This window comes from Parageobacillus caldoxylosilyticus, assembly GCF_019272935.1.
In the GTDB taxonomy this organism is placed as follows: domain Bacteria; phylum Bacillota; class Bacilli; order Bacillales; family Anoxybacillaceae; genus Saccharococcus; species Saccharococcus caldoxylosilyticus.
In genome coordinates, this window is the sequence record NZ_CP040553.1 from 652,640 (window position 1) to 666,020 (window position 13,381).

Consider the following 13,381-nt stretch of genomic DNA (forward strand, 5'->3'; position numbering starts at 1 on the left):
TTACTCTAATTCTTCTAATTGATTAATAAGAGCAAAAAGCTGCTGATCTTTCCCGTATTTTTGTAAAATATATTCTTTTAATTGATTGATAAGCTGTTTTCGTTTTTGAAACTTCTGAAAGAGCGCCAATTTTTTTTCGTATTCTTCCAGCATTGCTTCTGTTCTTTTGATATTATCGTAAACAGCCTGGCGGCTGACTTCATACTGCTCTGCAATTTCTCCGAGGGAGTAATCATCTAAGTAGTAAAGCGACATATAGCTGCGCTGTTTTGGCGTCAGCAGCGCCTGATAAAAATCATACAAATAATTCATTCGCGTCGTTTTTTCGAGCATGAAACTCCCTCCCCTTTTGTTAAGTGAAACACCTTTACAGTTGATTAGTGTAGCTTTTTTTCTTACTTCTGTCAAGATTTTATCTTTACAAAAACAAGGCCGGCTAAAAAGGCGCCATCTCGCCTTTCCGCCAGCCTATCGCATTTTTTCGCCAATCTAAACGCCCTTTATTGCTCGCTTTTCCCCTCAAATAAATCGGCAAACAGCCCGTATACATATTTTTCTGGATCAAACGGCTGCAGGTCATCCATTTTTTCGCCAAGGCCGACAAACTTCACCGGAATATGAAGCTCATTGCGGATCGCCAGCACGATGCCGCCTTTTGCCGTACCGTCGAGCTTCGTTAGCACAATGCCGGTGACGTTCGTCGCCTCTTTAAAAATTTTCGCCTGGCTCATTGCGTTCTGTCCGGTTGTCGCGTCAAGCACGAGCAATACTTCATGCGGCGCCCCCGGAACTTCCCGTTCAATGACACGTTTTACTTTTTCAAGCTCTTTCATTAAATTGACCTTGTTTTGCAAGCGTCCGGCTGTATCGCATAAAAGCACGTCAACCCGGCGCGCTTTCGCCGCCTGGATGGCGTCATAAACGACCGCTGCCGGATCAGAGCCGGCCGATTGCTTGATCACTTCGGCGCCGACGCGCTCGCCCCAAACTTCGAGCTGTTCAATCGCACCGGCGCGGAACGTATCGCCGGCCGCGAGCATCACCGTTTTCCCTTCCGTTTTCAGCTTATGGGCAAGCTTGCCGATCGTCGTTGTTTTTCCGACGCCGTTCACTCCGACAAACAATATGACCGTCAAACCGTCTTTCTGGATATTTAACGCCGCTGACTTTTCATATTCTTCGTCATCGCCGCGGTAAATCTCGACAAGCTTTTCGGAAATCACTTCTTGCATTTCTTTCGGGTCTTGTATATTGCGGCGTTTCACTTCCATTTTCAACTCATCAATTAAATCCATGACCGTCGTCACACCGACATCGGCGCTAATTAAAATTTCTTCCAGTTCTTCAAAAAACTCTTCATCGACTTTGCGATAGCGGGCGATTAAGTCGTTGACGCGCCCTGCAAACGAATCACGCGTTTTCGTAAGACCTTGCTTAAACTTTTCGGTAACCGAATCGGCTTGCTGTGTAATTTTTTCTTTCAGTTTTTTGAAAAAACTCATATCGACGCCATCCTTTCTTGTCATGACTTAACAAGTTGTTTCGAATCTTCCAAACGGACAGAAACGAGCTTCGACACGCCCGATTCCTGCATCGTCACCCCATACAGCACATCCGCCTCTTCCATCGTGCCTTTTCGATGGGTGATGACGATAAATTGCGTCTGGCTGCTAAACTGTTTTAAATATTGCGCATAGCGATACACGTTCGCCTCATCGAGCGCCGCTTCGACCTCATCGAGCACGCAGAACGGCACCGGGCGCACTTTTAAAATGGAAAACAATAAGGCGATGGCTGTCAGCGCCCGTTCCCCGCCGGAAAGCAGACTTAAATGCTGCAGCTTTTTTCCCGGCGGCTGTGCGACAATATCAATGCCAGTCTCAAGCAAATTGTTTGGATCGGTCAGGCGCAAATCGGCATTGCCGCCGCCAAACAGCTGACAGAAGACGTCGCCAAAATGGGCGCGAATTTGTTCAAACGTCGATAAAAACCGTTTTTTCATCTCTTGGTCCATCTCGTCGATCACTTGATGGAGCGTTTCTTTTGCCTGCTGCAAATCGGCTTTTTGTTCGGTTAAAAACTGATAGCGCTCCGATACCCGTTCATATTCATCAATCGCGCCTAAATTTACCGTGCCGAGCTCTTCGATCGCCCGCTTGATTAATTTTACTCGTTTGCGCGCCTCTTGGACATCGACCGTCAATGGATAGGCTGCTTTCGCCGCTTCGAACGAAAGAGTATATTCTTCGCGAAGGCGGGATAATAAATTTTCCAGTTCGACATCGAGGCGGTTTAGCTTTACTTCCTCATCTTTCACGATATCGGCGAGCTGTTTATGCTGCCGCTTCTTTTCCTTCCATTCCCGCTCTAGATGTTCCAGCTGTGCTTGGTACTGAAGCCGCTGTTCGCGGCGGCTTGCGATGAGGTCGACCGTTTTTTGCTTATCCTCTAGCTTTTTGTTCCGCAATTCTTCTAACTCTTCTTCGCTAGAATGGCTGGAATTCATCTCCTCTATTAAAACGGCAAGTTCTTGCTTGGCCGTCTGCAGCTGCTTTTTCGTATCGGCAAGCTCACTGGCAAGCTGCTCTACTTTTTCTTGCGCGTTTTTCAACCGTTGCTGCGTTTCGGCAAGGGCGATTTTTTGCTCGGTCATCGCCGTCTGCAACGCTTCTTTTGATGTTTGTTCCGTTTGCTTTTTCGTTTGCAGCTTATTGATTTCTTCATCCATTTCCCGCAGTTTCTTTTCCAGATGGTCGAGCTGCTGTGCGATGACGGCGAGCCGCTCTGTCATTTGTCTTGCTTCCTGCTCGTCATTCGCTTTTTCATGGTCATAAAGGGCGAGGCGTTCGTTCATATTTTTTTCCTGCAATTGCAGTTCGCGCAATTCGCCTTTTACTTCCTGAAGCGAAAAACGCTGCTCCTCTATTTGTTCACGGAGCGCAGCCAAATTCGTTTCTTCCTGTTGAATTTGTTTCTTTTTCGCTTGCACAAGCTGCTCGAGCTTCCCCGTTTTTTCTTCCATTTCCCGCAGTTTCGCTGCAATCGTCTCCAGCTCGCGATTTCGGCTTAACAGCGAATTCGCTTTTTTCGCAATGCCGCCGCCAGTCATCGCGCCGCCGGGACTGACGACATCGCCATCAAGCGTGACAAGACGATAGCGATAGTGAAGCAGGCGAGCCAATTCATTCGCTCCTTTTAAATCGGTTGTGATGATGACGTTCCCAAGCAAATTAGCGATGACAGAATGGTAGATGTTTTCATAATGAATCAGCTCGCTGGCGATTCCGACAAATGCCGGATGGCCTTTTATCAAGGCAAGCTGTTCGGCGGGAATCGTTTTCGCCTGTATGACATTCATCGGCAAAAAAGTCGCACGGCCGTACGCATTGGTTTTTAAATAGTGAATGGCCTTGCGCGCCACTTCTTCATTTTCGACGACAATATGCTGCATCGCGCCGCCGAGCGCAATTTCGATCGCTGTTTCATAGCGGTCGGGAACTTGAATCAGCTCCACAACTGCACCATGAACGCCCGGAAACTGCGCGCGCGCTTTTAACACTTCTTTTACCCCTTGGAAAAATCCCGCATAGTCTTGCTGCATTTCCTCAAGCAGTTCTTTGCGCGATTTCGTCTGCTGCAAATATTGGTATGCTTGGTAAAGCATCGCTTCTTTCTTTTCCAAATCTGTTTTCAGCACAGAAACTTCCTCTGTTTTTTGCCGCAACAGCGCTTCCGCCTGCTCGAGCGTTTTCTCAAGCTGTACCCGTTTTTCGTCTAACGCTGCATATTGTTGCCGCAGCTTTTGGCGTTCCTCCAAATATTTGTGGTTTGCTTCCGCAAGCGCCGCTTGTTTGGCCTGCAGCTTTTCTAGCAATGTTTGCAGATGGGCGCGCTCGTTTTTTAAGGTAGCTTGTTCATGGACTAATTCAATATAATCGCTTTTTAATTGTTCAATTTTTTCTTCAATATTCACATCATAGGCCGAAAGGGAGGCTTGCTTTTCCTTTAATTCGGCTTGCAGCGTGGCCACCGCTGTTTGCAGCTCGGCAAGCTGCGTTTGTTCACGGCTTAATACTTGTTCGATGCGCTCTTTTTTCTCGGCAAGGGAGGCAATCGCCTCTTCGAGCTGTCTCTGATATTGGACCGCATTTTTCTTGCGTTCTTTTAATACTTCTTTCTTTCCTTCGAGTTTTTCTAATTCTTCGCTCGCGACAAGCAGCACTTGCTGCAGCCCGTCAATCGATTCATCGAGCGCGGTAATGTGGTCGCGGAGCTGTTCGATGTCCGCTTCCGCTTTTTGCAGCGTGCTAGAGAGCTCGATTTCTTCGTTTTGATGCTGCTCAAGCTGCTGTTTTAGCGATGTCCACTGCTCATAAAGCTGTTCAATGTCATGCACCATCAGTGCGACTTCAAACCGCTCCAGCTCATCGCGCTTTTCCAAATAGTCTTTCGCGATCGATGCCTGCATTTTCAGCGGCTCTAGCTGTTGCTCAAGCTCGTGTAAAATGTCGCTGACGCGATGCAAGTTTTCCTGTGTTTCAGCAAGCTTTGCTTCTGCCTTTTTCTTGCGGATTTTATACTTTAGCACGCCGGCTGCCTCTTCGAAAATCGTGCGCCGTTCTTCCGGCTTGCTGCTTAAAATTTCCTCGACGCGGCCTTGGCCGATAATCGAAAATGCTTCTTTTCCAAGCCCGGAATCCATCAATAAATCGACAATATCTTTTAAACGGCAAGGCTGCTTATTAATAAAAAATTCGCTTTCCCCTGAGCGATACACCCGGCGCGTAATGCTTACTTCTTGATAATCAAGCGGCAGAAACTGGTCTTCATTATCAAGGGTAATCGTTACTTCCGCGACATTAAGCGGTTTGCGGGAATCGCTGCCGGCAAAAATAATATCTTCCATCTTCGCCCCGCGCAATGATTTTGCGGACTGCTCGCCGAGCACCCAGCGGATCGCATCGGTAATGTTGCTTTTTCCGCTCCCGTTTGGACCGACAACCGCCGTCACTCCGGGAACAAATTCGATCGATACGCGGTCGGCAAACGATTTAAATCCAATAATATCTAAACGTTTGAGGAACATTCATACCACGCCTCACAATCTTTCCTATGTTGTGCGATAAATAGCCGCAAAAAGGGCTGACTATTTTTAAGAGCCAACCCTTTATTGTTTCTCCAGTGTTCTTAATGTTTCGAGCGCCATCTGCGCCGCATGCTGCTCCGCTTCTTTTTTCGACTTGCCAACGCCGATGCCAAGCTCCTTTCCGTTTAGCGAAACGCGCGAAACAAATTCTTTATTATGCGCTGGACCTTTTTCCTCTAAAATCGTATATTCCAGCACACCGATGCCATCGCGCTGCACAAGCTCCTGCAATTGGCTTTTAAAATCCATCACATGAGAAAAAGCACCTTCATCAACTTTTGGGAAAATCGTTTGTCCCAAAAATTGGACGACCGCATCCATTCCTTGATCTAAATAGAGCGCGCCGATAAACGCCTCGAATACATCTGCTAACAGCGCCGGTCTCGTCCGTCCGCCTGTCAGTTCTTCTCCTTTTCCTAGCAGGACGAGCTCGCCGAACGACAAAGCGTTGGCAAACTTGACAAGCGAAGGCTCGCAAACAATCGCGGCCCGCAACTTCGTTAATTCCCCTTCGCTCATATGCGGAAACTTTTTAAACAAATATTGCGAAACGGTAAGCTCTAGCACCGCATCGCCCAAAAATTCGAGCCGTTCGTTGTCTTCCTGCAGCCGTCTCCGATGCTCATTCACATACGATGAATGAGTAAAAGCCTGAATGAGAAGCTTTTCGTTCGTAAAAAAAATGCCGATTTTTTCCTGCAGTTCTTTAAATTTCGCTCTTCTTTTTTCATGAATGCGCTCTTTATCTTTTTGTTTTGACATATAGAATTGCCCTCCGACTTCATTCGACGCAAAAATCAATCGTATACTTCTTTATTATATCCTTTCATCCGTGCGTTACACAGATAAAAAGCAGAGAAAGCCCCGTTTGGGCAACGGGACTTTTCTAGATATTACATGTGGCTTTTTATGTAGTTCACAGCGTCTCCTACTGTGACAATTTTTTCCGCCTCTTCATCGGAAATTTCCATATTAAATTCATCTTCTAATTCCATTACGAGTTCAACGATATCTAGGGAGTCAGCGCCAAGATCATCTTTGAAAGAAGCATCCAGCGTTACTTGCGATTCTTCGACACCTAGACGGTCTACGATGATTTTCGTTACGCGTTCTAATACGTCTGCCATTCGATTCACCTCCCTTCATGATTATAGTAGATTCGGCTAGAAAATACTAGCGGCTATTTGAAATTTACATCACCATTCCGCCGTCGACATGAAGCGTTTGTCCAGTCATGTAGCTGGCTGCGTCCGATACAAGAAAGGCTACGACTTTGGCGACGTCTTCCGGCTCGCCGAAGCGGGCGAGCGGAATTTGTTTTAACATGTCCGCTTTTAATTCGTCGCTAAGACTGTCGGTCATATCCGTCGTGATGAACCCTGGGGCGACGGCATTAACCGTAATGTTGCGGCTGGCGAGTTCCCGAGCCGCCGTTTTCGTCAATCCGATGACCCCTGCTTTAGCGGCGACATAGTTTGCTTGTCCCGGATTGCCGCTAATGCCGACGATGGAGGCGATGTTGACGATGCGGCCATAGCGTTGTTTCATCATCGGCCGCGTCACCGCCTTTATGCAATGAAATACCCCTTTTAAGTTCGTATTAATCACCTGATCCCATTCTTCCTCTTTCATGCGCATCAATAAATTATCGCGGGTAATGCCGGCATTGTTCACTAAAATATCGATGCGGCCAAACTGCTCTAGCACCGTTTTTACCATGCGCTCGACGGCTTCGGCGCTGGAAACGTCCGCTTGGATCGCCACCGCTTCTTGGCCCATCTTTTTGATTTCTTCGACCACTTCATTCGCTTTTGCTTCGCTGCCGGCGTAATTGACGGCTACTGTTGCCCCTTGGCGGGCAAGTTCGAGCGCAATCGCCCGACCGATGCCGCGCGACGCTCCCGTGACAAGCGCTACTTTCCTTTGCAACATTCTTTTATTCTCCTTTCACTGCCGCAACGGTTAATTCCAGTGTTTCTAGATCATTGACGGCGTGCACGCGCACGTTGCGGTCAATTTTTTTCACCAGCCCGGATAGCACCTTCCCTGGGCCGATTTCAATAAACGTATCCACTCCTAAAGCGATCATCGTTTGCACTGATTCTTCCCAGCGCACTGGGGAATATAACTGCTCAATTAATAGGCGCGAAATCTCTTCTTTTTTCACAACCGGCTTCGCAGTCACGTTGGCGATGACCGGAATTTTCGCATCGTGGGTAGCAATGTCGTTTAGCACTTCTTGCAATTTGCCGGCCGCCGGTTTCATTAAGGACGAATGAAACGGTCCGCTTACCTCGAGCGGAATCACCCGTTTGGCGCCGCGCTCTTTCGCCAGCTGACCAGCTTTTTCCACGCCTGCTTTCGAACCGGAGATAACGATCTGACCCGGGCAGTTTAAATTGGCCAACTGTACTGGGTCGCCTTGCGCTGATACTTCATTTGTCACCGCTTCAAGCGCCGCGGCGTCCATTCCTAATACGGCCGCCATCGTTCCTTCGCCGGCTGGCACCGCTTCTTCCATAAACTCGCCGCGTTTTCGCACCGCATATACCGCATCAGCAAACGAAAGCGCACCTGCCGCCACCAGTGCTGTATATTCTCCTAAACTATGACCGGCAACATAATCGGCTGTAATCCCTGCCTCTTTTACTTTTTCAAGCAGGGCGATGCTTGTCGTCAATAAAGCCGGCTGGGCGTTGTACGTTAACGTCAGCGTCTCCTGCGGGCCTTCGAAAATAAGCGAGGAAAGCGAAAAGCCTAAACGTTCATCAGCGGCTTGAAACAGAGCCCGCGCATTGGCATCACTTTCGGCAATATCTTTTCCCATGCCTACCGTCTGCGATCCTTGTCCCGGAAAAATAAAAGCGATTTTCCCCATACGTTTTCCCTTCCTTTACGAACGATTTTGTTCGAGCGACTCTTTGATGGTAGCGATGATGTCGTTGGCCACCATTTCCCGCGCCTGGCGTACCGCGTGAAAGATCGCGTTGGCATCAGACGAACCGTGCGCTTTAATCACCGGAGCGTTTAAGCCAAACAGCGCCGCTCCGCCATATTCGGAATAATCCATCATCTTTTTTAATTCAACGAGCTTCGGCTTTAACACGGCTGCCGCTAATTTGCTTGATAAACTGCTTGTCAGTGCCTGCTTTAACATCGAAAATACAGACATCGCCGTACCTTCGATCGTTTTGAGCGCGACGTTGCCGGTAAACCCGTCGGTGACGACGACATCAGCAACACCTTGCAATAAATCGCGCGCTTCGACGTTGCCGATAAAATGAAGGTTCGTTTCTTTTAGGAGCTGAAACGCGCGTTTGGCGACATCGTTTCCTTTTTGATCTTCTGTTCCCACGTTTAACAAGCCAATGCGCGGACGGGAGATGCCTCTTATTTTTTGGGCGTACACATGTCCCATTAACGCATACTGCAATATATGTTCCGGACGGGCATCGACGTTGGCGCCGACATCTAAAAATAAAAATCCTTCGCCGCCGACGGTCGGAAGCGTCGGCGCCAGCGCCGGCCGGTCAATTCCGGCGATCCGTCCGACGACAAACAGTCCGGCCGCCATTAATGCCCCCGTATTGCCAGCCGAGATGCACGCGTCGGCTCGTCCTTCTTTCACTTCTTGCGCCATCAGCACCATCGACGCGTTCTTCTTTCTTCTCACCGCCCGCACCGGTTCATCGGTCGCCTCAATCACTTCATCGGTGTGAATGATCGTAATTCGTTCTTCCTTCGTAAGGTGCGAGCGAATTTGTGCTTCATCGCCAAACAGCGTAATATGTACATCGGTAAAATGCTGCACCGCTTTCATTGCCCCGAGCACAATTTCTTTCGGAGCGTGGTCTCCTCCCATTGCATCAATCGCGATCTTCATAGCTGTCTCCATCCTTTTTCTCATTGTTGGACCGATACATTTCAAATGTTCCGGAAAAAACAAGCTCCTGTCCGACATAGCTGTTGACTTCAACAATCGTCCGGCCGTTAGCCTTTTTCCCAACCACTTTTGCTTTTGCAACCACCCGTTCGTTTTCTTTTACTTGTCTTGTAAAGCGGATGTTTGCTTTGGCCGTCAAGGCAAGCTCATCGTTGATGACGGCAACGGCAAGGGAATTCGCCTGGGCAAACAAATGGTGGCCGCGCGCAATGCGGTTGCGCCTAAACACATGTTCCGCTTTCACATCGAAAATGGAAATCGCGCTATGATCCGGCTCGATATCGATAATTTCGCCGATCACTTCTTCAATCGGCAACGCCCTTACTTTATCGGCCAGCGACTGCTCGGCAACATGCTTGATCCGCTCACGCAGCTCCGGTATCGACAGCTCCAGCCGGTCTAGGCGGATCGTCTGGACGCTGACTGAAAATTTTTCCGCTAATTCTTCATCGGTAATAAACGGATTTTCACGAATCGTCTCTTGCAAAAGCCGTTGTCGCTCTCGTTTGCTTTTTCTCATCTATATTTACACCGTCCAGTTTTATGACTAGGTACTAAAAGTAATATATAATATCAAAAAAAAGAATGCAAGCAAAAAAGCGGTCTGCCGCATAAAAGACAGACCGCGTATCTTTTTCTATCAATCTAATTTTTCGCCGTCCAATACGCCTGACTCTTGCAAATAAAGGCGCAGGCATTGATACGGCTCATCGTGCCAAAACGCTTTCGATTCAATCAGTTTCGCCGCATCGCTGCGGGCGACTTCTAAAATGCGATAATCATGCACGATATCCCCAAATTGAAATTCCGGCATGCCGCTTTGTTTGGTGCCGAAAAAATCGCCTGGACCGCGCAGCTCTAAATCTTTCTCCGATAGCACAAATCCGTCCGTCGTTTCCGTCATGATGCGCATACGTTCTTTTCCGACTTCCGATTTCGGATCGGCGATTAAAATGCAATACGACTGCTCGTCGCCGCGGCCGACCCGGCCCCGCAATTGGTGGAGCTGCGCCAGGCCAAACCGTTCGGCATCATAAATGACCATCACGGTGGCGTTCGGCACGTTGACCCCTACTTCGACGACCGTAGTGGAAACTAGCACTTGCACGCGGTTTTCGCTAAACGCCTTCATCACTGCTTCTTTTTCTTCCGCAGAAAGCCGCCCGTGCATCAGCCCGATGTTGTATTTTCCTCTGTAATAATGCGTAAGCATGCTATGGACATCAATCGCATTTTGCACATCCAACTTTTCCGATTCTTCAATCAGCGGGCAAATGACATAAGCCTGCCGCCCCTTTTGAATTTCCTTTTCGATAAAATCAAGCACCCGCTCGAACATATGATGTTTGACCCAATACGTCTGCACCTTTTTTCTTCCTGCCGGCATTTCATCAATCACCGACACATCCATTTCTCCAAACGCGGTGATGGCGAGGGTGCGCGGAATCGGAGTAGCCGTCATCATCAATACATCTGGCGACTGCCCTTTTTCGCGCAAAATGCGGCGCTGTTCCACACCGAAGCGATGCTGTTCATCCGTAATGACTAAACCAAGTCTCTTAAAATTCACTTCTTCTTGAATGAGTGCATGGGTGCCGATCATAATATCAATGTCGCCGGCGGCAAGCTGCTCTAAAATTTCTCTTCGTTTCTTTCCTTTCACTGAACTCGTTAAGAGCGCAACCGTGACGTCGGTGGCAGCAAACAACTGCTGCAGCGAGCGGGCGTGCTGTTCCGCCAAAATTTCCGTAGGCACCATCAGCGCTCCTTGATAGCCGGAAAGAACAGTGGCGTATAAGGCGACGGCCGCTACGACCGTTTTCCCTGAACCGACATCCCCTTGAAGCAGACGATTCATGCGGTATGGCGAGCGCATATCGGCGAGTATTTCTGCGATGACGCGCCGCTGTGCATTCGTTAGCGAAAATGGCAGCTGCCCTATAAAAGCGTCCAGCTTCTCTTTGGAAAACGAATGGGCGATTCCTTGCGAATATTCGCGTGCTACTTTGCGCAGCGCATGAATTTTTAATTGAAACAGCAAAAATTCTTCATATACCAACCGCCGCCTTGCCTGTCTCAACTCTTCATGAGAACGCGGGAAGTGGATGGCGCGAATCGCTTCTTGCTTCGAAATGAGCCGGTAGGCGCGCCTTATAGAGAGCGGAAGCGGGTCAACGATCGCCGCGCCGTATTGCGTAAGCGCCAGCTTGATGAAACGCCGCATTCCTTTCACCGTAAGCGAGCCGCGCACAGAGTAAACGGGCTCTATTTCTTTTGCTTGCGGGAGCGGACCGAGCTTTATTTCATAAGCGGTAATCGTTTGGCGGTGCTGATCCCACTTGCCGATGACCGTTATCGTATCGCCCATCGCGATTTTTTCTTTTAAATAAGGACGGTTGAAACAAACGACCGTGATTAAATACCTTCCGGCAAGAAGGCGAAAAGCCAGGCGCGATTTTTTTTTCGTATAATACGTAAGAGAAGGCTCGCTATGAACCTTCCCTTCGACTGTTACTTTTTCATCATGTTTGACCTCTGCCAAATCTTTTCGCTCATAATCTTCATAACGATATGGAGCATGCATGAGCAGTTGCTCGATCGTCGTAATTCCCATTTCCTCGAGCGCCGCGCCTGTCTCTTCGCCAATTCCTTTAATCGCTGTTACAGGCTGTTGCAACTCACGATTCACTGTTATTTCGCGGAAACGCCGAAAATTTTCGCCGCTAAAGCGCGGCCTGTCGGCGTTGCTGCTAACCCCCCTTGTGCAGTTTCCTTTAATGCGGTCGGCATCGTTTCGCCGATTCGGTACATCGCTTCAATCACTTCGTCGCACGGAATGCGGCTTTTAATGCCGGCAAGGGCCATATCGGCCGCCACCATCGCATTTGCCGCTCCCATGGCGTTTCGCTTCACACATGGCACTTCCACCAAGCCAGCGACAGGGTCACATACTAATCCTAACATATTCTTTAAGGCAATCGCCATCGCTTCCGCCGCCTGGCTCGGCGTTCCGCCAGCCAGTTCAACGAGTGCGGCCGCCGCCATTCCCGCAGCGGAACCGACTTCCGCCTGACAGCCTCCGGCAGCGCCGGAAATCGAAGCGTTATTAGCCACTACATAGCCGAACGCGCCAGCGGTAAACAAAAATTCGATCATTTCCTCACGCGTCGGTTTTAATTTCTCTTTTACGGCAAAAAGCGTGCCAGGAACAACTCCGGCCGACCCCGCCGTCGGCGTCGCGCAAATGACACCCATCGCCGCGTTCACTTCGTTCGTAGCCATCGCTTTGCTGACGGCATCTAAAATCGTTTCTCCCGATAAAAAGTTTCCTTGGCTAATATATTGTTGCAATAATACCGAATTTCCGCCGGTCAGCCCCGACCGCGAAACGACGCCGGCTAATCCTTTTTCCACCGCCTGCTCCATTACTTGTAAGTTTTTATCCATTTGTGCAAAAATGTCCTCGCGGCTTCTTCCCGTCACCTCGATTTCTTGGCGAATCATCACCTCGGCAATTTTAATGTTTTGGCTTTCCGCCAATTCCACCAGTTCTGCCACATTGCGAAACATCCGATGTCCTCCTTTTTTGCAAACGCTTTCGCTAGTCGACAAGCTTTGTTACTTGAATAATATGCGGCAATGTTTCCAGCTCGCTGATTACATGCTCGTCAAGCGGTTGGTCAACCTCGATCGTCATCAGCGCCTCTTTTCCTTTTTCTTTCCGCGACACTTCCATATGTCCGATATTAATCGCATATTTTGCCAGCACGTTGGCTACCGCGGCGATCGTTCCGTACCGGTCATTATGCATAATCAAAAGCGCCGGGTGATGGCCCGATAATTTCAGTTCAAATCCATTGAGTTCGGTAATTTCAATTTTTCCGCCGCCGATCGAAATGCCGACAAGCTCTAGTTCTCCCTGTTCATCCCCAATCTGCACCCGTGCGGTGTTTGGGTGATTCGGAATTGCATCTTCTTCGTGAAAAACGACTTCCATTCCTTCTTCTTTAGCAATTTCAAGCGAACGCGGAATTCGTTCATCAAATGTATCGAAATCAAGGAGGCCGCCGACAATGGCGACATCCGTCCCATGTCCTTTATACGTTTGCGCAAACGAGCCATAAAACGAAATATGCGCCCACTTTGGTTTTCTGCCAAATAAACTGCGCGCCACCCGCCCGATGCGCGCTGCTCCCGCTGTATGGGAGCTCGACGGCCCGATCATAACCGGTCCAATAATATCGAAAACGCTTTTATATTTCATGTTTCTCTACTCCTTCGCTTCACAATAA

12 protein-coding genes are annotated in these 13,381 nt (G+C 48.9%); all 12 read right to left on the reverse strand.

Features of this window, described 5'->3' with window-relative positions:
- The 12 genes from BV455_RS03295 to sdaAB all read right to left on the reverse strand — a co-directional run bounded on the left by BV455_RS03295 (position 1) and on the right by sdaAB (position 13,353).
- Positions 1-333 (reverse strand): putative DNA-binding protein, encoded by a 333-nt coding sequence (locus BV455_RS03295; protein ID WP_017437114.1) that lies wholly within the window; start codon positions 331-333, stop codon positions 1-3.
- 167 nt (positions 334-500) lie between these two features.
- Complete coding sequence (ftsY, locus tag BV455_RS03300) at positions 501-1,502, reverse strand: signal recognition particle-docking protein FtsY (RefSeq protein ID WP_017437115.1); 1,002 nt, start codon at positions 1,500-1,502, stop codon at positions 501-503.
- A 20-nt stretch (positions 1,503-1,522) separates the two neighbouring features.
- Complete coding sequence (gene smc, locus BV455_RS03305) at positions 1,523-5,086, reverse strand: chromosome segregation protein SMC (RefSeq protein WP_017437116.1); 3,564 nt, start codon at positions 5,084-5,086, stop codon at positions 1,523-1,525.
- An 81-nt stretch (positions 5,087-5,167) separates the two neighbouring features.
- Positions 5,168-5,908 carry a ribonuclease III gene (gene rnc / locus BV455_RS03310; protein ID WP_026078628.1) on the reverse strand — a complete coding sequence of 247 codons (741 nt, stop codon included), beginning with the start codon at positions 5,906-5,908 and terminating at the stop codon, positions 5,168-5,170.
- 131 nt (positions 5,909-6,039) lie between these two features.
- Complete coding sequence (locus BV455_RS03315; RefSeq protein ID WP_003251806.1) at positions 6,040-6,273, reverse strand: acyl carrier protein; 234 nt, start codon at positions 6,271-6,273, stop codon at positions 6,040-6,042.
- A gap of 64 nt (positions 6,274-6,337) precedes the next feature.
- Positions 6,338-7,078 carry a 3-oxoacyl-[acyl-carrier-protein] reductase gene (gene fabG / locus BV455_RS03320; RefSeq protein WP_017437118.1) on the reverse strand — a complete coding sequence of 247 codons (741 nt, stop codon included), beginning with the start codon at positions 7,076-7,078 and terminating at the stop codon, positions 6,338-6,340.
- Between the two features lie 4 nt (positions 7,079-7,082).
- Positions 7,083-8,024 carry an ACP S-malonyltransferase gene (fabD, locus tag BV455_RS03325; protein ID WP_017437119.1) on the reverse strand — a complete coding sequence of 314 codons (942 nt, stop codon included), beginning with the start codon at positions 8,022-8,024 and terminating at the stop codon, positions 7,083-7,085.
- 15 nt (positions 8,025-8,039) lie between these two features.
- The gene (gene plsX, locus BV455_RS03330; protein ID WP_061580214.1) at positions 8,040-9,029 is read right to left on the reverse strand and encodes a phosphate acyltransferase PlsX; all 990 of its coding nucleotides are present in this window, start codon (positions 9,027-9,029) and stop codon (positions 8,040-8,042) included.
- A complete protein-coding gene (gene fapR / locus BV455_RS03335; protein ID WP_017437121.1) occupies positions 9,013-9,609 on the reverse strand; it encodes a transcription factor FapR in 597 nt (198 codons plus the stop codon). Before fapR ends, plsX begins: the two co-directional genes overlap by 17 nt.
- Before the next feature lie 120 nt (positions 9,610-9,729).
- A complete protein-coding gene (recG, locus tag BV455_RS03340) occupies positions 9,730-11,778 on the reverse strand; it encodes an ATP-dependent DNA helicase RecG (RefSeq protein ID WP_218687754.1) in 2,049 nt (682 codons plus the stop codon).
- A gap of 2 nt (positions 11,779-11,780) precedes the next feature.
- On the reverse strand, positions 11,781-12,659 hold the full coding sequence (gene sdaAA / locus BV455_RS03345) for an L-serine ammonia-lyase, iron-sulfur-dependent, subunit alpha (protein WP_017437123.1): 879 nt from the start codon (positions 12,657-12,659) through the stop codon (positions 11,781-11,783).
- Between the two features lie 31 nt (positions 12,660-12,690).
- Positions 12,691-13,353, reverse strand: a complete 663-nt coding sequence (gene sdaAB, locus BV455_RS03350) for an L-serine ammonia-lyase, iron-sulfur-dependent subunit beta (RefSeq protein ID WP_017437124.1) — start codon at positions 13,351-13,353, stop codon at positions 12,691-12,693.
- Positions 13,354-13,381 lie beyond the last annotated feature (28 nt).